The following is a 22512-nucleotide window of genomic DNA, read 5'->3' as shown; positions in this document are numbered from 1 at the left end:
CAATCCCCCCACCGGCCCCGTCCGACGGCTCGACTGACCGACTTGCTGTCCCGCCCGGAGGATTCATGACCCCGCCCACCGCCTCTCATGATCCGTACTCAGATCCGTACGGGGACGAGGGCGACCAGCCGCTGGTCCGTCCCTACGCGATGACCGGCGGCCGGACCCGGCCGCGCTACCAGCTCGCCATCGAGGCACTGATCAGCACCACGGCCGACCCGGCAGCGCTGATGGGACTCCTCCCGGAGCACCAGCGCATCTGCCACCTGTGCCGTGAGGTGAAGTCAGTGGCCGAGGTGTCGGCACTGCTGGCCATGCCGCTGGGCGTGGCCAGGATTCTGGTCGCCGACCTGGCGGAGGCCGGACTGGTCGCCATCCACCAGCCAGGCGGCGACGAAACCACCGGTGCGCCGGACGTGACACTGCTCGAAAGGGTGCTCAGTGGACTTCGCAAGCTCTAGCGGCGGGCAGGTTGCCGCCTCCCGCTCCACCACCTCCGCGAAGATCGTGGTGGCGGGCGGCTTCGGCGTGGGCAAGACCACGTTCGTCGGCGCCGTCTCGGAGATCAACCCGCTGCGCACGGAGGCCGTCATGACGTCCGCCAGCGCGGGCATCGACGACCTGACCCACACCGGGGACAAGACCACCACCACGGTGGCCATGGACTTCGGCCGTATCACCCTGGACCAGGACCTGATCCTGTACCTCTTCGGTACGCCCGGCCAGGACCGGTTCTGGTTCATGTGGGACGACCTGGTGCGCGGCGCGATCGGCGCCGTCGTGCTGGTGGACACCCGCAGGCTCGCCGACTGCTTCCCCGCGGTCGACTACTTCGAGAACAGCGGCCTGCCGTTCGTGGTCGCCCTCAACGGCTTCGACGGCCACCAGCCGTACACCCCGGAAGAGGTGCGCGAGGCACTTCAGATCGGACCGGACGCCCCGATCATCACCACGGACGCCCGGCACCGGTCGGACGCCAAGTCCGCCCTGATCACGCTGGTGGAGCACGCGCTGATGGCGCGCCTGCGGTGACCTCACCCAAGTGATCAGTCACCTACGGCAGTTGTCGTAGACCTTCCGGAGCCGGCTGTGGCCTTTGACACGGCCGGCTCCGCTGTTCATAACGTTTCGGCAGAGGAATCGGGTGATGCCACCACGCGTCGCGGTCATATGGTGTCGCTGCGCGCACGAAGGCCCCGTCTTTTGCCGGGGCTCGTTCTTTATGACCGTTTTATCTGGTGCTTACATCGTCAAGAACCAGCGCTTTCCCATGTTTGGATGAGCGCTGGTTGACGTGCTGGAATGCCTGAACTGCCCAATAGTCAAAGACGTACTTCATGGTCGATGGCGTACTGGGCTCTGAGACACTGCGGCACAACGTTGGTGCCCGCCGCCGAGAGGTTGTTGGTCGAGTGAGGCGAAGCAAGAACGGTCCCGAGCCGCCCGCGCGGGGCAACTTCACCCCGCCGCCGCGCGGAGCGGCGCCCGCCCCCGTGCCCGGCCCGGAGCCGACGGCCGCGCCCGCGCCCAGCGGCGGCCGGTTCTCGCCGCGCAACTGGCGGGTGCCGACCCGGCTGAACGCGATCCTGCTCATACCCGTGCTGGTCGGCCTGGTCATGGGCGGCTTCCAGGTGAAGAGTTCCATCGACACCTGGCAGGAGGCCGAGGACGCGGAGAAGACCGCCCGGCTGGTGCAGGCCGCGCTGGTCTACGCCGACGCGCTCTACAACGAACGTGACATCACCGCCGCCCCGCTGCTACTGCAGAGCAAGAGCAACGAGGACCAGGCCACCGTCACGCAGGCCCGCGAGAAGACCGACAAGGCCGCCGACGCCTTCGACCAGGCCGCGCAGAGCATGCCGGGCAAGCCCGGCCTCGAGCGTCGGCTCCGGCTGTTCCGGGAGGCGGAGACCACCCTCCCGACGCTGCGCCAGGGCGCCTACGTCTCCTCCAAGCTCACCGGTGTGCAGAGCGAGGAGGGCTACCTCCAGGTGGCCCACCCGCTGCTGGAGTTCGCCAACGAACTCGGCCTCGGCACCGGAAACATCACCGCTTACGGCCGTACGGTCTACGCGATCTCACTGACCAAGTCGGCGCTGTCGCTGGAGCGCTCCATCGGTATGCACCTGCTGGTCAAGCCGGGTCCCGGCGAGGGCAGCCTGGCCACCCAGAAGGTGTCGCTCTCCTCGTACGCCTACCTGGAGCGCATCGCCATCGAGGAGTACATCGGCGGTGGCACCGAGGCCGACCAGCGCAAGCTGGAGGACCTCCAGGAGCAGATCACGGCCGACGCCAAGGAGCAGGCGAAGGAAGCGCTCGCCCAGAACCCCGACTACCAGGCGCCGCCGTCCGACCCGGCCAAGATGGTCGCGGCCGTCGCGGGCCTGGAGTCGACCGACCCGGCCGAGCGTGCCGCCCTCGCCCAGCAGGGCATCACGCCGGAGAACTGGTGGGCGGTCAACACCCTCAAGTACGACGCCTACCGCACGATCGAGTCGGACATGTCCGACGCCGCGGTGAGCGAGGCCTCGACCATCGCCGACGACGCCAAGCGGGACGCCTTCATCACCGGTGCCGCCGTCGTGATCGCGCTGCTCGCCGCGTTCATCCTGGCCGGCATGGTGGCCCGCCAGATGAGCCGCTCCATGCGCCAGCTGCGCAACGCCGCCTTCGGCATCGCCGAGCAGCGCCTGCCGATGCTGGTCGACCAGCTCTCCCGGACCGACCCGGGCCGGGTGGACACCCGTGTCCAGCCGATCCCGATCAGCACCCGGGACGAGATCGGCGAGGTCGCCCGCGCCTTCGACCAGGTCCACCGCGAGGCCGTCCGGCTCGCCGCCGAGCAGGCCCTGCTGCGGGGCAACATCAACGCGATCTTCACCAACCTCTCGCGCCGCAACCAGTCGCTGATCGAGGGCCAGCTGACCCTGATCACCGACCTGGAGAACAACGAGGCCGACCCGGACCAGCTGGAGAACCTCTTCCGCCTGGACCACCTGGCGACCCGTATGCGCCGCAACGGCGAGAACCTCCTCGTCCTCGCGGGCGAGGAGCCCGGCCGCCGCTGGGACCAGCCGGTCCCGCTGGTCGACGTGTTGCGCGCCGCCTCCTCCGAGGTGGAGCAGTACGAGCGCATCGAGCTGTCCGGCGTGCCCGAGGCGGACATCCACGGCCGTGCCGTGACCGACCTCGTGCACCTGCTGGCCGAGCTGCTGGAGAACGCCACCACGTTCTCCTCGCCGCAGACCAAGGTCCGCGTCACCGCGACCCGGCTCCCCGACGGCCGTGTCATGGTCGAGATCCACGACAAGGGCATCGGCCTGACCGCCGAGGACTTCGCGGACATCAACCACAAGCTGGCCAACCCGCCGACCGTGGACGTCGCGATCTCCCAGCGCATGGGCCTGTTCGTGGTCGGCCGCCTCTCCGACCGGCACGGCATCCGGGTCCAGCTGCGCCCCTCGGGCGAGCAGGCGGGCACCACCTCGCTGGTCATGCTGCCGGACGCGATCACCCACGGCGGCGGTGGCGAACAGCCGCTGGACCGCGAGGAGTTCACCGTCTCGCAGATCATCCCGGAGCAGAACTTCCAGGGTGAGAACTTCGGCGTACCGCAGCAGCCGCAGCAGCCGATGCGCACGGCCGCGGAACTCGGCTTCGACGACAGCCGCTACGCCGAGATCCCGGACGACATCCGCGAGCTGGACCCGGTCGGCCGCTCCCTGATGCGCGAGGAGCGCCGGGCGGCCCTGGAGGCCCAGACCCACCAGACGCCGGAAGGCACCGCCTACGACGACGGCTTCCCGGAGGGCCAGCAGAGCCAGCAGGCTCAGCAGGCCTACGACAACGGAGGTACCGGCTACCCCGAGCAGTCGGCGTACGGGCAGCAGTCCTCGTACGAGGAGCCGCAGCAGCAGTCGTACGACGAGCAGTACTACGCGTCGAACGACGGTGCGCCGCAGAACGACGGATTCGGCTCGACCAACGGATTCCCGGCGAACGGCGGCTATCCGGAACCCAGCTTCGGGGAGCCCGCGCAGGCCGACGCACAGGCCGCGCCCGGTACCTCGGCGGACTCCTTCGGTGGCTTTGACGAGCAGTCCTACCAGCAGGACTGGCAGCGGACGGACGGTTACCAGAACGGCTACCCGGCCGGGTACGCTCCGGAAGCGGAATCTACCCAGGCCGCTGACGCGAGTGACCGGAACGGCGTAGGCTTCGACCGTCCGGGAGCGGACCAGCCCACGGGCCACGAGCTGACCGACGCCGGGCTCCCCCGCCGCGGATCCACCGCGAGCGGCGCGGGCACGGAGCGGCATGCGGCCCAGGCGGCACCGGCCTCCCCCTCGGCGAGCAGCGACGACAACTGGCGCTCGGCCAACGACGAGCGCTGGCAGCAGGCCTCGCGCCTGAAGAAGCCCAAGGCGGGCGGAGTGACAGCCTCCGGCCTGCCGCGGCGGGTGCCCAAGGCCAATCTGGTCGAGGGCGCCGCGGAGTCGACCCCGCAGGGCGGCCCACAGGTCTCCCGCGCTCCCGAGGACGTCCGGGGCAGGCTGAGCAACCTGCGCCGGGGCGTCCAGCGGGGACGCAGCGCAGGAAGTGAAACGAACGGCCAGGGCTTCGGTCCTGACAGCACCTACAACCAGGAGCGTTAGTGTGAGCCCGATGAGCCAGGCGGCACAGAACCTGAACTGGTTGATCACCAACTTCGTGGACAACACCCCCGGTGTGTCCCACACGGTGGTGGTCTCCGCCGACGGACTCCTTCTGGCGATGTCCGAAGGCTTTCCCCGCGACCGCGCCGACCAGCTCGCGGCCGTCGCCTCCGGTCTGACCTCGCTGACCGCCGGTGCCTCGCGCATCTTCGAGGGCGGCAGCGTGAACCAGACGGTTGTGGAGATGGAGCGGGGATTCCTCTTCATCATGTCCATCTCCGACGGTTCGTCGCTCGCGGTTCTGGCACACCCCGAAGCGGACATCGGTCTCATTGGGTACGAGATGGCCCTTCTGGTGGACCGAGCGGGCACGGTTCTGACCCCGGATCTCCGTGCGGAGCTCCAGGGGAGCCTTCTCAACTAACAGACAGACGGTGCGTTTTCGCGTCCCGGGGCCGTAAGGTTTCGGGACGCGGCTCCACAGGGATGGGTGCCCGGCGCAGTAGGAGGAGGAGAGAAAGTGGCAACACCCCCAGGCGGTTCATCATCGGGCAACTGGTCGTACGGCCCTGCCCAGGGCCAGAACGACGGTTCCCAGAACCGGTACAACTTCCCCTCCACCCCGAGCCACCGGCAGCCGTACGCTCCACAGGGCCCCGGCCCGTACGACCAGCCGCAGGCACCGCGCATCCAGCCCGTGCAGCCGCAGCGCCGCACCCCTGAGCCGGCGCCCGCCGGGGCGTCGAACAACCCCCTGGTGCGCCCGTACGCCATGACGGGCGGTCGCACCAGGCCGCGGTACCAGCTCGCCATCGAGGCACTGGTGCACACCACAGCGCAGCCGCACCAGATGCAGGGCCAGCTGCCCGAGCATCAGCGGATCTGCAACCTCTGCCGCGAGATCAAGTCGGTGGCGGAAATCTCCGCCCTCCTGACGATCCCTCTCGGCGTGGCCAGGATCCTCGTCGCCGACTTGGCGGAGGCGGGACTGGTCGCCATCCATCAGCCCGGCGGCGACGAGAGCGCCGGCGGCCAGCCAGACGTGACACTGCTCGAAAGGGTGCTCAGTGGACTTCGCAAGCTCTAGCGGAGGGCCTTCCCGCTCCACCACGTCCGCGAAAATCGTGGTGGCTGGCGGCTTCGGCGTGGGCAAGACCACGTTCGTCGGCGCCGTCTCGGAGATCAATCCGCTGCGCACGGAGGCCGTCATGACGTCTGCTTCGGCAGGCATCGACGACCTCACCCACACCGGGGACAAGACGACCACGACGGTCGCCATGGACTTCGGGCGTATCACCCTGGACCAGGACCTGATCCTGTACCTCTTCGGTACGCCCGGCCAGGACCGGTTCTGGTTCATGTGGGACGACCTGGTGCGCGGCGCGATCGGCGCGGTGGTCCTAGTGGACACCAGGCGCCTTGCCGACTGCTTCCCCGCGGTGGACTACTTCGAGAACAGTGGGCTGCCGTTCGTGATCGCGCTGAACGGGTTCGACGGGCAGCAGCCGTATCAGCCGGAGGAAGTGCGGGAAGCGCTGCAGATCGGGCCTGATACGCCGATCATCACGACGGATGCGCGGCACCGGGCCGATGCGAAGTCGACGTTGATCACGCTTGTCGAGCATGCGCTCATGGCGCGGCTGCGGTAGGGATCCGCGGCTACCGGGCTGCCCCCGGCGGTTTCTGGCCGTCCGCGGGCAGTCTGTGGTTTGTCGCGCGGTTCCTCGCGCCCCCGACAGCAGAAGGGCCCCTCTCCGGGAGAGGGGCCCTTTTCTGTCTGCTGTTGTCAGCGCCAGCTGTGGGGGGCGCGGAAGCCCGGTTCGCGTTCCAGGCGGCGCCAGCCCGCTCTCACCCGGCCTCCGTGGGCGTGGGGGGCGGGGGTGGCGCTGTGGGCGGCGGCACGGGCCAGGAGGATCGCCGTGATGGCGGCGACTTCCTCGGGCTCGGCGTGGCCCTTCTCGACGCGGATGTCAGGGGCTTTCATAGTTCTCAGTCTCCGTCAGGAAGTGGTCTACGGGGTTGCCGTGCGGGGTCCGTCCGGTTACTGCGGGGGGTTGCCGTGCTTACGGGAGGGCAGGTCGGCGTGCTTGGTGTGCAGCATCGCGAGCGACCTGATGAGCACCTCGCGGGTCTCGGCCGGGTCGATGACGTCGTCCACCAGGCCGCGCTCCGCCGCGTAGTACGGGTGCATCAGCTCGGACTTGTACTCCTTGACCATCTTCTGCCGCATGACCTCGGGGTCCTCGGCGTCGGCGATCTGCCGCCGGAAGATGACGTTCGCGGCGCCCTCGGCGCCCATCACGGCGATCTCGTTCGTCGGCCAGGCGAAGGTCAGGTCCGCACCGATGGACTGGCTGTCCATGACGATGTACGCACCTCCGTACGCCTTGCGCAGGATCAGCGAAATGCGCGGCACGGTGGCGTTGCAGTAGGCGTACAGCAGCTTCGCGCCGTGCCGGATGATTCCGCCGTGCTCCTGGTCGACGCCGGGCAGGAAGCCGGGCACGTCCAGGAACGTGACGATCGGGATGTTAAAAGCGTCACACATCTGGACAAAGCGTGCAGCTTTTTCCGAAGCCTCGATGTCCAGGACGCCCGCGAGGACCTGCGGCTGGTTGGCGATGATGCCGACGACCTGACCGTCCAGGCGGGCCAGCGCGCAGATGATGTTGCGGGCCCAGCGCTCGTGGACCTCCAGGTAGTCGCCGTCGTCGACGATCTCCTCGATGACCTTGGCCATGTCGTACGGCCGGTTCCCGTCCGCCGGGACGAGGTCGAGGAGGACGTCGGAGCGGCGGTCGGGGGCGTCGGAGGACTCCACGCGGGGCGGGTTCTCGCGGTTGTTCTGCGGGAGCAGCGAGAGGAGGTACCGCACCTCGGCGATGCAGGTCTCCTCGTCGTCGTAGGCGAAGTGGCAGACGCCGGAGGTCTCGGCGTGCACGTCGGCGCCGCCGAGGCCGTTCTGGGTGATCTCCTCGCCGGTCACCGCCTTGACCACGTCGGGGCCGGTGATGAACATCTGCGAGGTCTCGCGGACCATGAACACGAAGTCGGTGAGGGCGGGGCTGTAGGCCGCGCCGCCCGCGCAGGGGCCGAGCATCACGCTGATCTGCGGGATGACTCCGGAGGCCTTGGTGTTGCGCTGGAAGATGCCGCCGTACCCGGCGAGGGCGACCACGCCCTCCTGGATGCGGGCGCCCGCGCCGTCGTTGAGGGACACCAGCGGCGCCCCGGCCGCGATGGCCATGTCCATGATCTTGTGGATCTTCTTGGCGTGGGCCTCGCCCAGCGCGCCGCCGAAGATGCGGAAGTCATGGGCGTAGACGAAGACCGTGCGGCCCTCGACCGTGCCCCAGCCGGTGATGACACCGTCGGTGTACGGCTTCTTGGCCTCCAGGCCGAACCCGGTCGCCCGGTGCCGCCGGAGCTGCTCGACCTCGTGGAAGGAACCGGGGTCAAGCAGCAGCTCGATGCGCTCCCGGGCGGTCAGCTTGCCCTTGGCGTGCTGTGCCGCCGTCGCCTTCTCGCCGGGACCGGCCAGGGCCTGCGCGCGGATCTCGTGCAGCTCGGCGACGCGTCCGCGTGCGTCCGTGGGCTCACCCGGTGCCTCATCCAAAACGGTCATGTAGCGACCTTACGAAGGAGACCGAGGAATCCGGGCCGTCGACTCCGTACAGTCTCCAGCGTGTTTTCCTGGTACGACTGAACAGAACCACACCGGCATGCAGCCGTTCCGACTGCTCAGAGGGCGTGGCCGTTGTAGGAGCCGTACAAGGGACGGCTCGGCGGCGGGCGTCGCCCGGTCAGCCGAACCGGTGCAGCAGCCGACGGTACAGGGACGGGGCGACACCGCGCACCCTGCCGGGCAGGGTCAGCCAGCCCGGGACGTAGACGTCGTCACGGCCGTGCCGTACGGCGTCCCAGACGGCGCCCGCGACCCGGCCCGCCGAGGTGGGGCGGGGGCGGGAGCGCCGGTAGGGGGTGCCCCGGCGGTCGAAGAAGGCGGTGTCCACCGGGCCGGGCACGACGAGCGTGACCCCGACGCCGGTGCCGCGCAGCTCCTGGCGCAGGGCCTCGGCGAACGCGGCCATGCCCGCCTTGGCCGCGGAGTACACCGCCTCGTCGCGGACGCCCACGCAGCCCGCGACCGACCCGACCAGGACGACCCGGCCGCGTCCGGCGGCGACCATCGCCGGGAGCACCTCGCGGACCAGGTGGAGGGTGGCGTTGAGGTCGACGTTCAGCACCTGGTCGATGTCCGCGTGCCGCATGGTCAGGAACGGTCCCGCCCACCCGATCCCGGCCCCCGCGACCAGCACGTCGATCCGTCCGACGGCCCGCAGCGCGGCCTGCGCGAGCAGCCGCGGGCCCTCCGGCTCGGTGAGGTCGGCGGGCAGCACGACGGCCGGGATCCCGACGGCCGTCTCCGCCAGCCGCCCCCGGTCCCGGCCGGTGAGCAGCAGATGCCAGCCACCCTCCGCGAACCGGCGCGCGGTCGCGGCGCCGATGCCGGAGGAGGCCCCGGTGACGAGGGCCACGGGCCGGTCGGGGGGCGGGGGTGTGGGGGGTTCGGGGGCTGGGGTGCCCGGCTTAGGGGTGGCGGGGCCCCGCACGACGCCCGGGTTGGCGTCGGGGTTCTGGGTGGTGCTGGTCGTCGGTTCCTGGGTGGAGCCGGAGCCGGTGTGGGTCACTTGGCGGTCTCCCTGGGCTGTTCGGTCCGGTGGGGCTGGACGGTGGGGTCGTGCCCGATGTGTCCCGGATGCGGGTCCCTCCCGGCTTCCAGGACACCGCCACCCGGGCGGGCCGCGCCAGTGGTGGAGCCGTTCGTGTGAATACCGGTACCCCACGGGCCGGGACCACTCCTGCGGGCCGCGCCGTGCCGCCAGGCGGCGGTACGGGCGGTACGCGGCGGGGGTTTGCCGGGATACGAAGGGGAAACCCCGGAAGCTTCCGCGTTCCGGTTCCGTCGGCTTACGTGGCGAGGTGACCATGCGCGTGCTGCTCGTCCACCCCAGCGCCCTGATGTACTCCGAGATCTTCCTGCGGCTCGAACCCCTCGGCCTGGAACGGGTGGCGGGCGCCGCCCGCGACGCCGGGCACGAGGTGCGGGTCGTGGACCGGCAGGTGCTCGGCGAGGAACGGCTGCGCCGTGAGGTGATGTCCTTCCGGCCCGAAGCGCTCGGCATCTCGCTGAACTACCTGGCCAACATCCCGGAGGCCATCGAACTGGCCACCCGGGTCAAGCGGGTGGTGCCGGGCTGCTTCGTCTTCCTCGGCGGCCACAGCGTGTCCTTCGTCGCCGAGGAGGTGCTCCAGCAGGCGCACGGCGCGGTGGACGCCGTGGTGCGCGGCGAGGGCGAGCCCGCGATCGCGCCGCTGCTGGAGGCGGTGCGCGACGGGGGCGTGGAGGGGGTGCCCGGTGTCGTCACCGCGGCCGGGCGGGGGCCCGCGCCGCTGATGCTGCACAGCATCGACTCGCCGCTCCCGGCCCGGGACCTGATGCGCAACCGCCGCCGCTACTTCATCGGCGAACTGGACCCCTGCGCGTCCATCGAGTTCACCCGCGGCTGCCCGTGGGACTGCTCCTTCTGCTCGGCGTGGACGTTCTACGGCCGCAGCTACCGCAAGGCGTCCCCGGAGTCGGCCGCCGCCGAGCTGGCGAGCATCCGGGAGCCGAACGTGTTCATCGTCGACGACGTGGCGTTCATCCGGCCCGAGCACGGGGACGCCATCGCCGCCGAGGTGGAGCGGCGCCGGATCCGCAAGCACTACTACCTGGAGACCCGTAGCGATGTGCTGCTGCGCCACCCGGAGGTCTTCGAACGCTGGGCCCGCCTGGGGCTGCGCTACATGTTCCTCGGCATGGAGGCGATCGACGCCGAGGGCCTGGACCTGTACCGCAAGCGCGTCAGCCCCGACGACAACATCCGGGCCCTGGAGACGGCCCGCAAGATCGGCATCACCGTGGCGATCAACCTCATCGTCGACCCGGCCTGGGACGAGGAACAGTTCCGTGTCGTACGGGAGTTCGCGCTGGCCGTACCGGAGATCGTGCACTTCACGGTGATGACGCCGTACCCCGGCACCGAGATCTGGCACACCGAGTCGCGCCGCCTGACCACCCGCGACTACCGCCTCTTCGACATCCAGCACGCCGTGGTCCCCACGACGCTCCCGCTGGAGCGCTTCTACGAGGAACTCGTGCGCACCCAGGCGGTGATCAACCGCAAGCACCTGGGCCTGCGCACCGCCTTCGGCGCGGCGCGGATCCTCGGCCGCAACCTGCTGCACGGGCAGACCAACTTCGCCCGCATGCTGTGGAAGTTCAACAAGGTCTACAACCCCGAGCGCCAGCTCGCCGACCACCGCATGCCGGTCCGCTACGAGCTGCCCCTGCCCAAGCGCCTCGACGTCGGCGACCGGCGGCAGCTGTACGTCCACACGCGCGGGGCGACGCAGGGCGCGCCGACCCGCCGGGTCGCCGAGTAGCGCCGCCGGGCGCGGGGGCGGTGTGCCGTGGCGGACGGAAGCGTCCTGGCGATCGCCGTCCCGGCCTCGCTCGCCGCGGGCGGCTGCTTCGCCGTCGCGGGGGTGCTGCAGCAGTGGGCCGCCGCCTCCCGCCCGGACACCGAGGCGCTCTCCCTGCGGCTCCTGCGCCATCTGGCGCGGGACCGGCTCTGGCTGTGCGGCATCGCTCTCGCGGTGCTCGCGTACGGCTTCCAGTCGCTGGCTCTCGCGTTCGGGCCGCTGAGCCTCGTACAGCCGTTGATCGTGGCGGAGTTGGTGTTCGCGGTGCCGTTGTCGGCGCGGCTGTACCGGATGCGGCTGGGGCGGCGGGAGTGGTTCGGCACGCTGGCGGTGGCCGTGGGGCTGGGGCTGGCTCTGGCCTCGGCGCGGCCCCGGGGTGGTCGTCCGGAGGCGGCCGGGCTGGGGTCCTGGCTGCTGGTCCTCGGCGCCACCGCGGCGCTGGTGTGCGCCGCGCTCGCCGTGGGGCGGGTGCTGACGGGACCGTGGCGGGCGTCGGCGACCGCGCTGGCGGCGGGGGCGGTGATGGGCACCCAGTCGGTCCTGCTGGCCGCGACCGTGGACCGGCTTCGTCATGGGCTGCTCTCGGCGCTCGCCGCCTGGCAGACGTATGTGCTGGTGATCGCCAGCGTCGGCGGGCTGCTGCTGATCCAGAGCGCGTTCCAGCAGGGGCCGCTGGCGGCGAGCGTGACGGTCATCGACGCGACCGAGCCGGTGGTCGCCGTCACCGTGGGCACGACGCTGTTCGGCGAGACGGTGAGCGCGGGGTGGCCGGTCACGGCGGTCACGGTGGCGGGGCTGGTGTGCGTGGGCGCGGGGATCGTCAGCCTGGACACGTCGCCGCTCATCGCGGCGCTGCACGGGCGGCGGCCGGGGAGGGAGCCGAGGGACGGGGGTGAGTCGGGGGGCCGGGCGTGACGGTCCCGCGTGCGCAGCCGCTCCGGCGGGCTGCCTTGCGGCCCGGGCACCGGGGACTCGGTATCGGCGGAGGTTCGAGGGCGGGCCCACGGCGACCGGACACCGACCGCGCGACGCTCCAGCCGACGCGGGTCGGCCGGGACCCGTCGCTCACGCCGCGCGGACGTGGGTCGTGCCGTAAGCGCTGACGGGTGTCCAGTGGGGCAGCAGATCCTCGGTGAGGACGCGGTCCCAGGTGGGGTGATGGTGGCGGGCCGTGGCTGCCGCGTGGGTGCGGACCGTGGCCAGGTGACCGGGGTGCGATACGAGGGTGGAGAGGGCGTCGGCCCAGGTGTGCGGGTCGTCGTCGGGGACGACGATGCCGTCCCGGCCGGGGGCCGTGAGCCACTGGGTGGTCGCGGCGCCCTCCGGGAGCAGCACGGCGAGGCCGCTGGCCATCGCCTCGGCGACGACGTTGCCGCAGGTCTCGGTGCGGGACGGGAAGGCGAAGACGTCGCAGCCCGCGTAGACCGGGGCGAGCCGTTCCTGCGGGAGCGGGCCGAGCAGGGTGGCGTCGGTGCCGAGCAGCCGGTGGACGGCGTCGGCCTCCGCGCCCGAGCCCGCCATGACGAGGTGCGCGCGCCCGCCCCGGGCGTGCAGCAGCCGTAGGCTCCGCGCCAGCAGCGGCAGTCCCTTGGAGGCGTCGAGGCGGCCCGCGAACAGCACCAGCGGGCGGTCGGTCGGGAGGCCGTAGCGCCGGGCCAGCCGGGCGCGGGCGGTGGGGTCGGGGTGGAAGCGGTCGTGGTCGGTGCCGCGGCGCAGCAGGGAGACCCGGTGCGGGCCGAGCAGCGGGGCGAACTCCGCCCGCCCGGCGGGGGTGGGGACGAGGACGCGTTCGCAGGCGTTCAGCAGCCGGTCGCGGCGGCGGCGCAGCCAGCGCTCCGTGCGGTCCGCGAGGAGGTCGCCGGGCAGCGGCAGCCCGCGGTCGGCGAAGTAGCGGGTGTAGACCGAGGTCAGCTTGGGGACGTCGGTGTGCACGGAGGCCACCAGGCGCGGCACCCGGGGGCCCCTGCGGGCCGCGGCGCGGGCCAGCCGTACGGCGGTGGTGGCGTAGGCGAAGCTGTGCGTGAGGTGCCAGACGTCGTGCCGGGGCAGCAACGTGGCGAGCCGGTGGTGGTACGGCGCGAGGTCGGAGGCGTCCGCCGCCCCGTCGGCCGACATCAGCGCGGCGGTGCTGAGCACCGGCCGCAGCATGACGAACCGGACGTGCGGTGAGAGGGTCTCGACCCGGTCCCGCTCCCCCAGGAAGTACACGGTGAGGTCCGGAACCGGGCCGTCCGGCAGTTCCTCCGGGAGCCGCGCGGCTGCCTCCGCGAACCGCTCCCAGCACTTGACCTGGCCGCCCGACATGGGGTTCCGCGTCAGCTCGACCAGAACAGCGACCGAGTTCACGATCACTGGGTACCACCGCGCCGGGTGGCCCAATCACGACACACCTCCGTTGACGTTGAAACCTGAAAGGAATAGGTCTACCGTCGACCGTGTTGGACTCGTTGAACATTCAACTTACAGAGGAGGGCGTCATGAGCGACCAGAACCTTGCCGCGCTGACCGGCGACTACACCATCGACCCGGCCCACACGACCCTGGGCTTCGTCGCCCGGCACGCCATGGTGACCAACGTCAAGGGCAAGTTCCTCGACTTCAGCGGCTCGCTGCACCTGGACGGCACGGACCCGAGCAAATCCACCGCGTCCCTCGACGTGAAGATGGACAGCATCGACACCGGCAACGCCGACCGCGACGGTCATCTCAAGAGCGCCGACTTCTTCAAGACCGACGAGTTCCCGACCATGACCTTCCGGTCCACCTCGGCCGAAGCGCTGGGCGGCGACGACTACCGCATCACCGGCGACCTGTCGCTGCTCGGTGTCACCAAGCCGATCACCATCGACCTGGAGTTCAACGGCATCGCGAAGGACCCGTTCGGCAACGAGCGCGTCGGCTTCGAGGGCAAGGCCACGATCCTGCGCTCCGAGTGGGGCCTGACCTGGAACGCGACGCTGGAGACCGGCGGGTTCCTGGTCTCGGACAAGATCAAGCTGAACTTCGACATCTCGGCGATCAAGAACGCCTGACACCCGACGACGCGCCCGGCCTCCCACCAGGAGGCCGGGCGCGTCGCCGTCCAAGCCCTGCCTCAGAAGCCGCCGCCGAAGTCACCGCCCCCGAGGCCGCCGCCCCAGTCCCCGCCACCGCCGAAGTCACCGCCGAAGTCACCGCCGCTGAAGTCGGCGCCGGAGACATCGCCGCCCTCGTACCCGGCGCCGCCGAAGTCGCCGTAACCGGAGCCGTAGTCGGCGGCGTAGGCCGAGGTGGCCATCATGTTGCCGAGCAGGGTGCCGACGAGCAGGGCCGGGAGCAGGCCGCCGCCGAAGTAGCCGCCCGCCCAGGGGCCGTACGCGGGGCCCGCTTCCCAGTACGGGCGGCGGGCGCCGGAGTCGGTGGCGACCTCGCGGACCATCGGGTCGCGGCCCTCGGCGAGCCGGGCGCGGTCGGCCGCGCACACCGGGACGTCACGCGGCGCGCCGCCCTCCGGGGCCCACTCGGCGTCCGCGACCGACAGGCCGTGCCGGGGGTCGAAGAAGCAGGGCGAGCGGCGCTGCGGCAGCGGGCGGCTCTCGCGGCGGGCGGCGAGCTGGGCCAGGAAGAAGCGGCCGTCGTCCAGGCACTGGGTGACCGGGCGCACATCCTCCGGTTTCGCCGCGGTCGCCATGTGCGTCTTCGCCTTGTCGTAGGCGTCGAGGGCGCGTTCGTAGTCCTCGCGCATCGCGTCGGTGGCGCCGGACTCGCCGGGGTGGAAGTCGAGGCGCTCCAGCTCCTCGCCGAAGGCGGTGATGTCCTCGTCGACCACCACCCGCAGCTTCTCCAGCGCGGCCCGCTGCTCCTCCTCGTGCCTGCGGCGGTTGCGGCGGACCAGCGTGTACGCGCCCGCGCCACCGGCCACCAGCACCGTGCCGACCGTGATCAGCGCGCCCGTGGACACGCCGTCGGAGCCGCCCTCGCTCCAACTGCTCGGCGCCGAGCCGCCGACGTTGCGCAGGGCGCCGTCGACGAAGTCGTTCAGCTGGGCCTTGGGGTCTCCCGCGCCCTGCACCGAGGTGACCAGGTTGGACACGCCCTGGTTGCTCATCACGGCGCTGTCGGCGCGGGCGTCGAACTCGTCGCCCAGCCTGACGCCGTACAGGCCGGTGATCCCGGTCTCGGTGCGCAGGTTCTGGAAGAGGTTCTGGGTGGGGAAGCCGCCGGGGAGGACCGCCACGAAGACGGGCTTGTCCGCGTCCTCGATCTTGTCGGCCAGCGCCTCGGCGTCCGCCTCCGAGAGCAGGTCGGAGGCGGCCGGGTCGACGTACACCGGACTCTCACGGAGGGCCGCGGCGACGGTGGAGAGGTCGGTGGCGGCGTGGGTGGCCGGCGCGCCGGCCATCAGTATCGCCAGGGTGGCGGCGATGGGCACGAGCAGCAAGCGTGCGGAAGTGCGCACCAAGGTGGCCTTCATATCTTCGAAGCTACCCGAATTCGGCAGGAAACGGGTGTGCGCCCCGGCGCGGGTTTTTGCGCTTCGCGCCGGGGGCCGTCCCGGGGGCTTGGGGTCCGTGGCCGGGTGCGGGTGGTGGGGGCCGGTCGCGCAGTTCCCCGCGCCCCTCAGGGCGATGCCCTGCCACCGGTCCCCCGCGCCCCTCAAGGCGATGCCCTACCGCCGGTTCCCCGCGCCCCTCAGGGCGATGCCCTACCGCCGGTTCCCCGCGCCCCTCAAGGCGATGCCCTGCCGCCGGTTCCCCGGTTACTCCGCGGGCTGTACCCCCGCCCTCAGCAAGCCGTAGGTGTACGCGTCCTCCAGGGCCTGCCAGGACGCGGCGATGACGTTCTCGGCGACGCCCACCGTGGACCACTCGCCGGTGCCGTCGGTCGTGGAGATCAGGACGCGGGTGGTGGACTGGGTGCCGTGGACGCCTTCGAGGATGCGGACCTTGTAGTCGACGAGGTCCAGCTTGGCGAGCTGGGGGTAGATCTTCTCCAGGGCGACGCGCAGGGCGCGGTCGAGGGCGTTGACCGGGCCGTTGCCCTCGGCGGTGGCGACGATGCGCTCGCCCTTGGCCCAGAGCTTGACGGTGGCCTCGTTGGCGTGGGTGCCGTCGGGGCGGTCCTCGACGATGGCGCGCCAGGATTCGCACGCGAAGTAGCGCAGCGGACTGCCGCCCTGTGCCTCGGCGCGCAGCAGGAGTTCGAAGCTGGCGTCGGCGGCCTCGTAGGTGTAGCCCTTGAGTTCGCGTTCCTTGACCCGCTCGACGACCCGGCCGACCAGTTCCCGGTCGCCGCCCAGGTCGATGCCGAGTTCCTTGCCCTTCAGCTCGACGGAAGCGCGGCCCGCCATGTCGGAGACCAGCATCCGCATGGTGTTGCCGACCTGTTCGGGGTCGATGTGCTGGTAGAGGTCGGGGTCGACCTTGATGGCGGAGGCGTGCAGGCCCGCCTTGTGGGCGAAGGCGGAGACGCCGACGTAGGGCTGGTGGGTGGAGGGGGTGAGGTTGACGACCTCGGCGATGGCGTGCGAGATGCGGGTCATCTCGCGCAGGCGGCCCTCGGGGAGGACCTTCTTGCCGTACTTCAGCTCCAGGGCGGCGACGACCGGGAAGAGGTTGGCGTTGCCGACGCGCTCGCCGTAGCCGTTGGCCGTGCACTGCACGTGCGTGGCGCCCGCGTCCACCGCGGCGAGGGTGTTGGCGACCGCGCAGCCGGTGTCGTCCTGGGCGTGGATGCCGAGCCGGGCGCCGGTGTCGGCCAGGACCGTCGCTACGACGGCCTGCACCTGCGCCGGGAGCATGCCGCCGTTGGTGTCGCACAGGACGACCACGTCGGCGCCCGCCTGCGACGCCGTACGCACGACCGCCTTGGCGTACTCGGGGTTCGCGCGGTAGCCGTCGAAGAAGTGCTCGCAGTCGACGAAGACGCGGCGGCCCTGCTCCTTCAGGTGGGAGACGGTGTCGCGGACCATCGCCAGGTTCTCGTCGAGGGTGGTGCGCAGGGCCAGCTCCACATGCCGGTCGTGGGACTTGGCGACCAGCGTGATCACCGGGGCGCCGGACTCCAGCAACGCCCTGACCTGCGGGTCCTCGGATGCCTTGGCGCCCGCGCGGCGGGTCGCGCCGAAGGCGACGAGCTGGGCGTGCCGGAACTCGATCTCCTGCTGGGCGCGGGCGAAGAACTCGGTGTCTCGCGGGTTGGCGCCGGGCCAGCCGCCCTCGATGAAGCCCACGCCGAAGTCGTCCAGGTGCCGTGCGATGGTCAGCTTGTCCGCGACGGTGAGGTTGATGCCCTCCCGCTGCGCGCCGTCGCGCAGGGTGGTGTCGAAGACGTGGAATGAGTCGTCCAGCTCGCTGGTTGCCGTCTCGGTCATGGTCTGAAGGCTCCTGAGTTGATCTCGGTCTACCGGAATGACCGGCTCCACCGTCCCCCTTATGGTCCCTTACGCTCCTTGCCCGGTATGGGATGGTCCGGGCAAAAGAAAAACCCCTCGCGGGTGCGAGAGGTCTGCGCGCGGGTCGAGGACGACGGTGTCCGCCCGTACCTGGTCGTACGTGGCGGTCACTGCGGACCGGCGCGCCTGCTGCCAATAATCATGGCGAACGAGAGCACGGGGGCAGTCTGGCACAGACGGTCACCGGCGTTCACCGCTGTCTCAGGATTCGGGCGGGAATCCCACGTTTACGTCGCATGCGGGTGTGCTCATGCGCAGTTCACCTCCGGCACGGCCCATGGTCTCGACATGTTCCTGCCAACGCGGTGCCCTGGTGGCATGGCAGACAGACACGCACACGACCACGACCACTCCCCCAGCCGTCGTACCGTGCTCGGCGCCGCCGCCGGGGGCCTGCTGTTCCTCGCCGCCGCCCCCGGCACCGCCCAGGCCGCCACCACCCGTACCGCCCTCGACGGCACCGCGGTCGCCGCCCGCACCGGCGCCGACCGTGCCTCGCTGATCACCCAGGGCACCACCCTGGTCCACGCCGACCTGCACAACCACACCGCGATGTCGGACGGCGACGGCGACCCGGCGCTGGCCTACGGCTCCATGCGGAACGCGGGCCTGGACGTCGCCGCGCTCACCGACCACAGCACCGTCTTCGCCATCGAGGGCCTCAGTTCCTCCGAGTGGCGCCGCACGGCCGAACTCGCCGACGCCGCCAACGTCCCCGGCGTCTACACCGCCCTGCGCGGCTTCGAGTGGTCGCACTCGCTGCTCGGCCACGCCAACGTCTGGTTCTCGGACAGCTTCGTGGACCTCGTCGCCGCGCCCGGCATGAGCGCCTTCTTCAGCTGGCTGACCGCCCGGGACGCGGTGGCCGGTTTCAACCACCCGGGCCGGGAGGCGCTGCGGTTCAACGACTTCGGCTTCAACGCCGCCGCCCGGGACCGCATGGTCAGCCTGGAGATGTTCAACCGCACCGACGACTACCTCTTCGAGGGCTGGTCGTCCGGCACCACCTCCCCGCTGGTGGCCTGCCTGAACGCGGGCTGGCGCACCGGCCTGACCGGCGTGACCGACGAGCACGGCACCGACTGGGGCTTCCCCGAGGGCAAGGGCCGCAGCGGGCTGTGGGTCACGGAGAACACCCGGGCCGGGGTGCTGGAGGCCATGCGCGCCCGCCGCTTCTTCGCCACCCGGGTCTCCGGGCTGCGCCTGGACGCCACCGCGGCCGGGGTGCGGATGGGCGGGCAACTGCCCTTCACCGCCGGTGACGTGCGCTTCCGGGTCGACCTGGACCGGGGCGCGGAGTGGGTGGGCAAGCCGCTGCACATCCAGGTGCTGCGGCCGGGCAGCCGGGCGCCCGAGGTCGTCGACGTGATCCCGACGACGTCCGGCCGGATCACCGAGTTCACGGTCCCGCTGAACACCGCCGACGGGAACTGGGTCGTCCTGCGCGTCTCCGACCCGAGCCAGGCCAACGGCACCCCGGGCCCGGACGGCCACCCCTGCAACGACTGGGGCGTGGCCTACTCCAGCCCGTGGTGGCTCCAGGGTTAGGACAGGCGCTCACAGCCCTTCGTCCAGGAACTCCCGCACATGCCAGAGGATCTGCCCCCGGTCCGTCCCCCGCAGCCCGATCGCGACATGGATGGAGAAGCCGTCGAGGAGGGCGCGCAGCCGGGCGGCGAAGCGGTCGGGGTCGACCGGGCGGAACTCGCCGCGCGAGACGCCCTCGGTGAGCAGCGCCACCAGATCGCGGTGCCAGGCCCCCTCGATGGCGGCCTGGCGCTCGCGGGCGGCGTCGTCGGCGTTCTGCGAGCGGTTCCAGACCTCCAGCCACAGCGTCCAGTGCGGATCGCGGTGACCGTCGGGCACGTACAGGTCCACGTAGGCGTCGAGCCGTTCGCGGGCGGGCGCGGTCCGGGCCAGCAGCCGTCCGCGCTCCTCGCCGAGCCGTCCCTCGCTCCACTCCAGGGTGCGCAGCAGCAACTCGTCCTTGGAGCGGAAGTAGTACAGGAGGTGGCCGCTGCTCATCCCCACCTCGCGGCCGAGCGCCGCCATGGTGAGCTTCTCCAGGCCGCGCTCGGCGATCATCTGCATGGCGGCGGCGAGGACGTCCTCGCGCGGCGGCGCGGGCCTGCGCTGGGCACCGGCCATCGAACGGCTCCTAGCTCCTCGGCTGCTGCTGGGTGACGCAGTGGATGCCCCCTCCACCGGCGAAGATCGTACGCGCGTCGACGAGGGTCACGGTCCGTTCGGGGAACAGCCGCCGGAAGACGCCCGCGGCGATCTCGTCGCGCGGGTCGTCGAAGCCGCACAGCACGACCCCGCCGTTGCAGAGGTAGTGGTTGATGTAGGAGTAGTCGGCCCAGTGGCCGTCGGCCTCCAGGACGGTCGGGGCGGGCACCTCGACGACCTCGATGCGGCGGCCCCGCGCGTCGGTCTGCGACCGCAGCAGGCCGATGACCTCCCGCGTCACCTCGTGGTCGGGGTGCGCCGGGTCCGGCTGGTGGTGGGCGACGACCACACCGGGGCGGGCGAAGGCGGCGACGATGTCGACATGGCCGAGGGTGCCGTAGCCGTACGGGGGGTAGTCGGCGGTGAGGCCGCGCGGCAGCCAGATCGCCTTGCGGGTGCCCAGCATGCCGTGGATCTCCGCCTCGACCTCCTCGCGCGTCCAGCGCGGATTGCGCTCCGGGCCGAGCTGCACGGTCTCCGTGAGCAGGACCGTGCCCTCCCCGTCGACATGGATCGCCCCGCCCTCGTTGACGAGCCGGGAGGCGTACGTCCGCGAGGAACCGGCCAGGTCGGAGACGTACGCGGCGATCTTCGCGTCGTGCTCCCAGCGGGCCCAGCTCTGGGCGCCCCAGCCGTTGAACGTCCAGTCGACGGCGGCCAGTCGTCCCTTGCCGTCGGTGAGGAAGGTGGGTCCGATGTCCCGCATCCAGGCGTCGTCGAGTTCCCGCTCGACGGTGTCGACGCCGTCGCCGAGGAGCGCGCGGGCGTCGGCCGACTGACCGGGCCCGCACACCACCGTCACCGGTTCGAAGCGGCGGACGGCACGGGCGACCGAGGCCCAGGCGGCCCGGGCGTCCGCCAGCTCCCGCGGGTCGTCGAAGGTCGGGTTGGCACCCGGCCAGGCCATCCAGGTGCGTTCGTGCGGGGCCCACTCGGCGGGCATGCGGAAGCCGTCGGAGGCAGCAGACATCTCGGGTCCTTGGAGTTTCGGGTCTTCAGAGGAAGTACAGGCGGTTGAGGGAGACCGTGTCGGCGGGCCCGGAGCGCAGTGGCTCACCGTCGAGGGTGACCAGACCGGTGCGCTGGTCCACGTCGACGGAGCCGGTACGGGAGTTCAGCCGCAGGTCGGCAGGTCCGATGCCCCGCGTGCCGCGCACGGCGACCCGGCGGCGGCGGGTCGGCATGGTGTCGTGGCCCTGGTCGAGGGCGGCCCGCGCCACGAAGGCGACGGAGAGGTCCGCCGCGGCGGCGCCGTGCGCTCCGAACTGCGGGCCCAGGACGAGGGGTTCGCAGGTGTCGGTGGCGGCGTTGGGGTCGCCGACCACGCCGTACGCCGGGAAGCCCGCCTTCAGCACCAGCTGCGGCTTGGCGCCGAAGTACTCCGGCCGCCACAGCACGATGTCGGCGAGCTTGCCGACCTCGATCGACCCCACCTCGTGGGAGAGCCCGTGCGCGAGGGCCGGGTTGACGGTCAGCTTGGCGATGTAGCGCAGGACGCGATCGTTGTCGTGGTCGCCGGGGGCACCGAACTCGGCCTTCATCTTCCCGGCCATGGCGAACGTACGGCGGACGGTCTCCCCCGCCCGGCCCATGCCCTGCGCGTCGGACGAGGTGATGCCGATCGCGCCCAGGTCGTGCAGCACGTCCTCGGCGCCCATGGTCCCGGCGCGGATGCGGTCGCGGGCCATGGCGGCGTCGCCCGGCAGGTCGGTCTTCAGGTCGTGGACGGAGACGATCATGCCGTAGTGCTCGGCGACCGCGTCCCGGCCGAAGGGCAGGGTGGGGTTGGTGGAGGAGCCGATGACGTGGGGGACGCCCGCCATCTTCAGCACGTTCGGGACGTGTCCGCCGCCGCAGCCCTCGATGTGGAAGGCGTGGATGGTGCGGCCCTCCAGGACGCGCAGGGTGTCCTCCACCGACAGGCACTCGTTCAGGCCGTCGCTGTGCAGGGCCACCTGGACGTCGTGCTCCTCGGCGACGCGCAGCGCGGTGTCCAGGGCGCGCGTGTGGGCGCCCATGTCCTCGTGCACCTTGAACCCGGACGCGCCGCCCTCGGCCAGCGCCTCCACCAGGGGCGCCGGGTCGGACGACGAACCCCGGCCCAGGAAGCCGATGTTGACCGGCCAGGCGTCGAAGGCGTTGAACGCGTGCCGCAGCGCCCAGGGCGAGTTGACGCCGACGCCCCAGACGGGACCGAACTCCTGCCCGATGATCGTGGTCACCCCGGACGCCAGCGAGGCCTCCATGATCCGCGGCGACAGCAGGTGGACATGGGTGTCGACCGCCCCGGCGGTGGCGATGAGCCCCTCGCCGGACACGATGGAGGTGCCGGTGCCGACCACGACGTCCACGCCGTCGAGGGTGTCGGGGTTCCCGGCCCGGCCGATCGCGTGGATCCGCCCCTCGCGGATGCCGATGGACACCTTGCGGATGCCCTGCACGGCGTCGATCACGACGACGTTGCTGATGACGACGTCACAGGTGTCGCGCACGGCGGCGGCCTTGAGGTGCAGTCCGTCGCGGGCGGTCTTGCCGAAACCGGCCAGGAACTCGTCGCCGTAGCGCTGCGCGTCGGACTCGACGCGGATCACCAGCCCGGAGTCGCCCAGCCGGATCCGGTCCCCGGCGCGCGGCCCGTGCACCGACGCGTACTCGTACGGGTCCATG

The 22512-nt window shown here is 71.4% G+C and carries 19 protein-coding genes; 10 read left to right on the top strand and 9 right to left on the bottom strand.

Features of this window, described 5'->3' with window-relative positions; translation table 11 throughout:
- Nucleotides 1-65: 65 nt before the first annotated feature.
- From ACFVQG_RS30820 to ACFVQG_RS30795, 6 genes are all read left to right on the top strand, one after another.
- Nucleotides 66-461 (top strand): DUF742 domain-containing protein, encoded by a 396-nt coding sequence (locus ACFVQG_RS30820; protein ID WP_210924408.1) that lies wholly within the window; start codon nt 66-68, stop codon nt 459-461.
- The gene (locus ACFVQG_RS30815) at nt 442-1032 is read left to right on the top strand and encodes an ATP/GTP-binding protein (RefSeq protein WP_210924405.1); all 591 of its coding nucleotides are present in this window, start codon (nt 442-444) and stop codon (nt 1030-1032) included. The genes ACFVQG_RS30820 and ACFVQG_RS30815 overlap by 20 nt, the downstream gene beginning before the upstream one ends.
- Nucleotides 1033-1412: 380 nt before the next feature.
- Nucleotides 1413-4655, top strand: a complete 3243-nt coding sequence (locus ACFVQG_RS30810) for a nitrate- and nitrite sensing domain-containing protein (RefSeq protein WP_383389623.1) — start codon at nt 1413-1415, stop codon at nt 4653-4655.
- A gap of 10 nt (nt 4656-4665) precedes the next feature.
- On the top strand, nt 4666-5079 hold the full coding sequence (locus ACFVQG_RS30805) for a roadblock/LC7 domain-containing protein (RefSeq protein WP_004983065.1): 414 nt from the start codon (nt 4666-4668) through the stop codon (nt 5077-5079).
- Nucleotides 5080-5175: 96 nt separating this feature from the next.
- Nucleotides 5176-5742, top strand: coding sequence for a DUF742 domain-containing protein (locus tag ACFVQG_RS30800; protein WP_383389621.1), 567 nt, complete (start codon nt 5176-5178; stop codon nt 5740-5742).
- Nucleotides 5723-6304 carry an ATP/GTP-binding protein gene (locus tag ACFVQG_RS30795; protein WP_159535964.1) on the top strand — a complete coding sequence of 194 codons (582 nt, stop codon included), beginning with the start codon at nt 5723-5725 and terminating at the stop codon, nt 6302-6304. Before ACFVQG_RS30800 ends, ACFVQG_RS30795 begins: the two co-directional genes overlap by 20 nt.
- 137 nt (nt 6305-6441) lie before the next feature.
- Here the strand turns inward: ACFVQG_RS30795 and ACFVQG_RS30790 are convergent, their stop codons facing one another.
- From ACFVQG_RS30790 to ACFVQG_RS30780, 3 genes are all read right to left on the bottom strand, one after another.
- The gene (locus ACFVQG_RS30790; RefSeq protein WP_383389619.1) at nt 6442-6639 is read right to left on the bottom strand and encodes an acyl-CoA carboxylase subunit epsilon; all 198 of its coding nucleotides are present in this window, start codon (nt 6637-6639) and stop codon (nt 6442-6444) included.
- Between the two features lie 57 nt (nt 6640-6696).
- On the bottom strand, nt 6697-8280 hold the full coding sequence (locus ACFVQG_RS30785) for an acyl-CoA carboxylase subunit beta (protein ID WP_383389617.1): 1584 nt from the start codon (nt 8278-8280) through the stop codon (nt 6697-6699).
- A 178-nt stretch (nt 8281-8458) separates the two neighbouring features.
- Nucleotides 8459-9268: an SDR family NAD(P)-dependent oxidoreductase gene (locus ACFVQG_RS30780; RefSeq protein WP_383389956.1), complete on the bottom strand. Its 810-nt coding sequence runs from the start codon at nt 9266-9268 to the stop codon at nt 8459-8461.
- Between the two features lie 376 nt (nt 9269-9644).
- Here ACFVQG_RS30780 and hpnR point away from each other — a divergent pair, with 376 nt between their 5' ends.
- Together hpnR and ACFVQG_RS30770 are read left to right on the top strand one after the other, a co-directional pair.
- Complete coding sequence (gene hpnR, locus ACFVQG_RS30775) at nt 9645-11144, top strand: hopanoid C-3 methylase HpnR (RefSeq protein WP_383389951.1); 1500 nt, start codon at nt 9645-9647, stop codon at nt 11142-11144.
- Between the two features lie 27 nt (nt 11145-11171).
- On the top strand, nt 11172-12098 hold the full coding sequence (locus tag ACFVQG_RS30770; RefSeq protein WP_383389615.1) for a DMT family transporter: 927 nt from the start codon (nt 11172-11174) through the stop codon (nt 12096-12098).
- A 150-nt stretch (nt 12099-12248) separates the two neighbouring features.
- On the opposite strand, the gene ACFVQG_RS30765 is transcribed toward ACFVQG_RS30770, so the two are convergent.
- Nucleotides 12249-13529: a glycosyltransferase gene (locus tag ACFVQG_RS30765; protein ID WP_383389613.1), complete on the bottom strand. Its 1281-nt coding sequence runs from the start codon at nt 13527-13529 to the stop codon at nt 12249-12251.
- 131 nt (nt 13530-13660) lie between these two features.
- Here ACFVQG_RS30765 and ACFVQG_RS30760 point away from each other — a divergent pair, with 131 nt between their 5' ends.
- Nucleotides 13661-14215, top strand: coding sequence for a YceI family protein (locus tag ACFVQG_RS30760; protein ID WP_383389611.1), 555 nt, complete (start codon nt 13661-13663; stop codon nt 14213-14215).
- 62 nt (nt 14216-14277) lie between these two features.
- Here the strand turns inward: ACFVQG_RS30760 and ACFVQG_RS30755 are convergent, their stop codons facing one another.
- Together ACFVQG_RS30755 and cimA are read right to left on the bottom strand one after the other, a co-directional pair.
- Nucleotides 14278-15636 carry a hypothetical protein gene (locus ACFVQG_RS30755; RefSeq protein WP_383389610.1) on the bottom strand — a complete coding sequence of 453 codons (1359 nt, stop codon included), beginning with the start codon at nt 15634-15636 and terminating at the stop codon, nt 14278-14280.
- Between the two features lie 285 nt (nt 15637-15921).
- Nucleotides 15922-17535, bottom strand: coding sequence for a citramalate synthase (gene cimA, locus ACFVQG_RS30750; RefSeq protein ID WP_383389608.1), 1614 nt, complete (start codon nt 17533-17535; stop codon nt 15922-15924).
- 399 nt (nt 17536-17934) lie between these two features.
- Here cimA and ACFVQG_RS30745 point away from each other — a divergent pair, with 399 nt between their 5' ends.
- Entirely contained in the window at nt 17935-19164 is a 1230-nt protein-coding gene (locus tag ACFVQG_RS30745) for a CehA/McbA family metallohydrolase (RefSeq protein WP_383389606.1), read from the top strand.
- 9 nt (nt 19165-19173) lie between these two features.
- On the opposite strand, the gene ACFVQG_RS30740 is transcribed toward ACFVQG_RS30745, so the two are convergent.
- Genes ACFVQG_RS30740 through ACFVQG_RS30730 form a run of 3 tightly spaced genes read right to left on the bottom strand, consistent with a single transcriptional unit; the run spans nt 19174 to nt 22511 of the window.
- Nucleotides 19174-19764: a TetR/AcrR family transcriptional regulator gene (locus tag ACFVQG_RS30740; RefSeq protein WP_383389605.1), complete on the bottom strand. Its 591-nt coding sequence runs from the start codon at nt 19762-19764 to the stop codon at nt 19174-19176.
- A 10-nt stretch (nt 19765-19774) separates the two neighbouring features.
- Nucleotides 19775-20815, bottom strand: coding sequence for an agmatine/peptidylarginine deiminase (locus ACFVQG_RS30735; RefSeq protein WP_383389603.1), 1041 nt, complete (start codon nt 20813-20815; stop codon nt 19775-19777).
- A 25-nt stretch (nt 20816-20840) separates the two neighbouring features.
- Entirely contained in the window at nt 20841-22511 is a 1671-nt protein-coding gene (locus tag ACFVQG_RS30730; RefSeq protein WP_383389601.1) for an urease subunit alpha, read from the bottom strand.
- Nucleotide 22512 lies beyond the last annotated feature (1 nt).

The sequence above is a fragment of the Streptomyces sp. NPDC057877 genome (assembly GCF_042796855.1).
In the GTDB taxonomy this organism is placed as follows: Bacteria; Actinomycetota; Actinomycetes; order Streptomycetales; family Streptomycetaceae; genus Streptomyces.
This window is presented reverse-complemented; position numbering and strand designations above follow the sequence as displayed.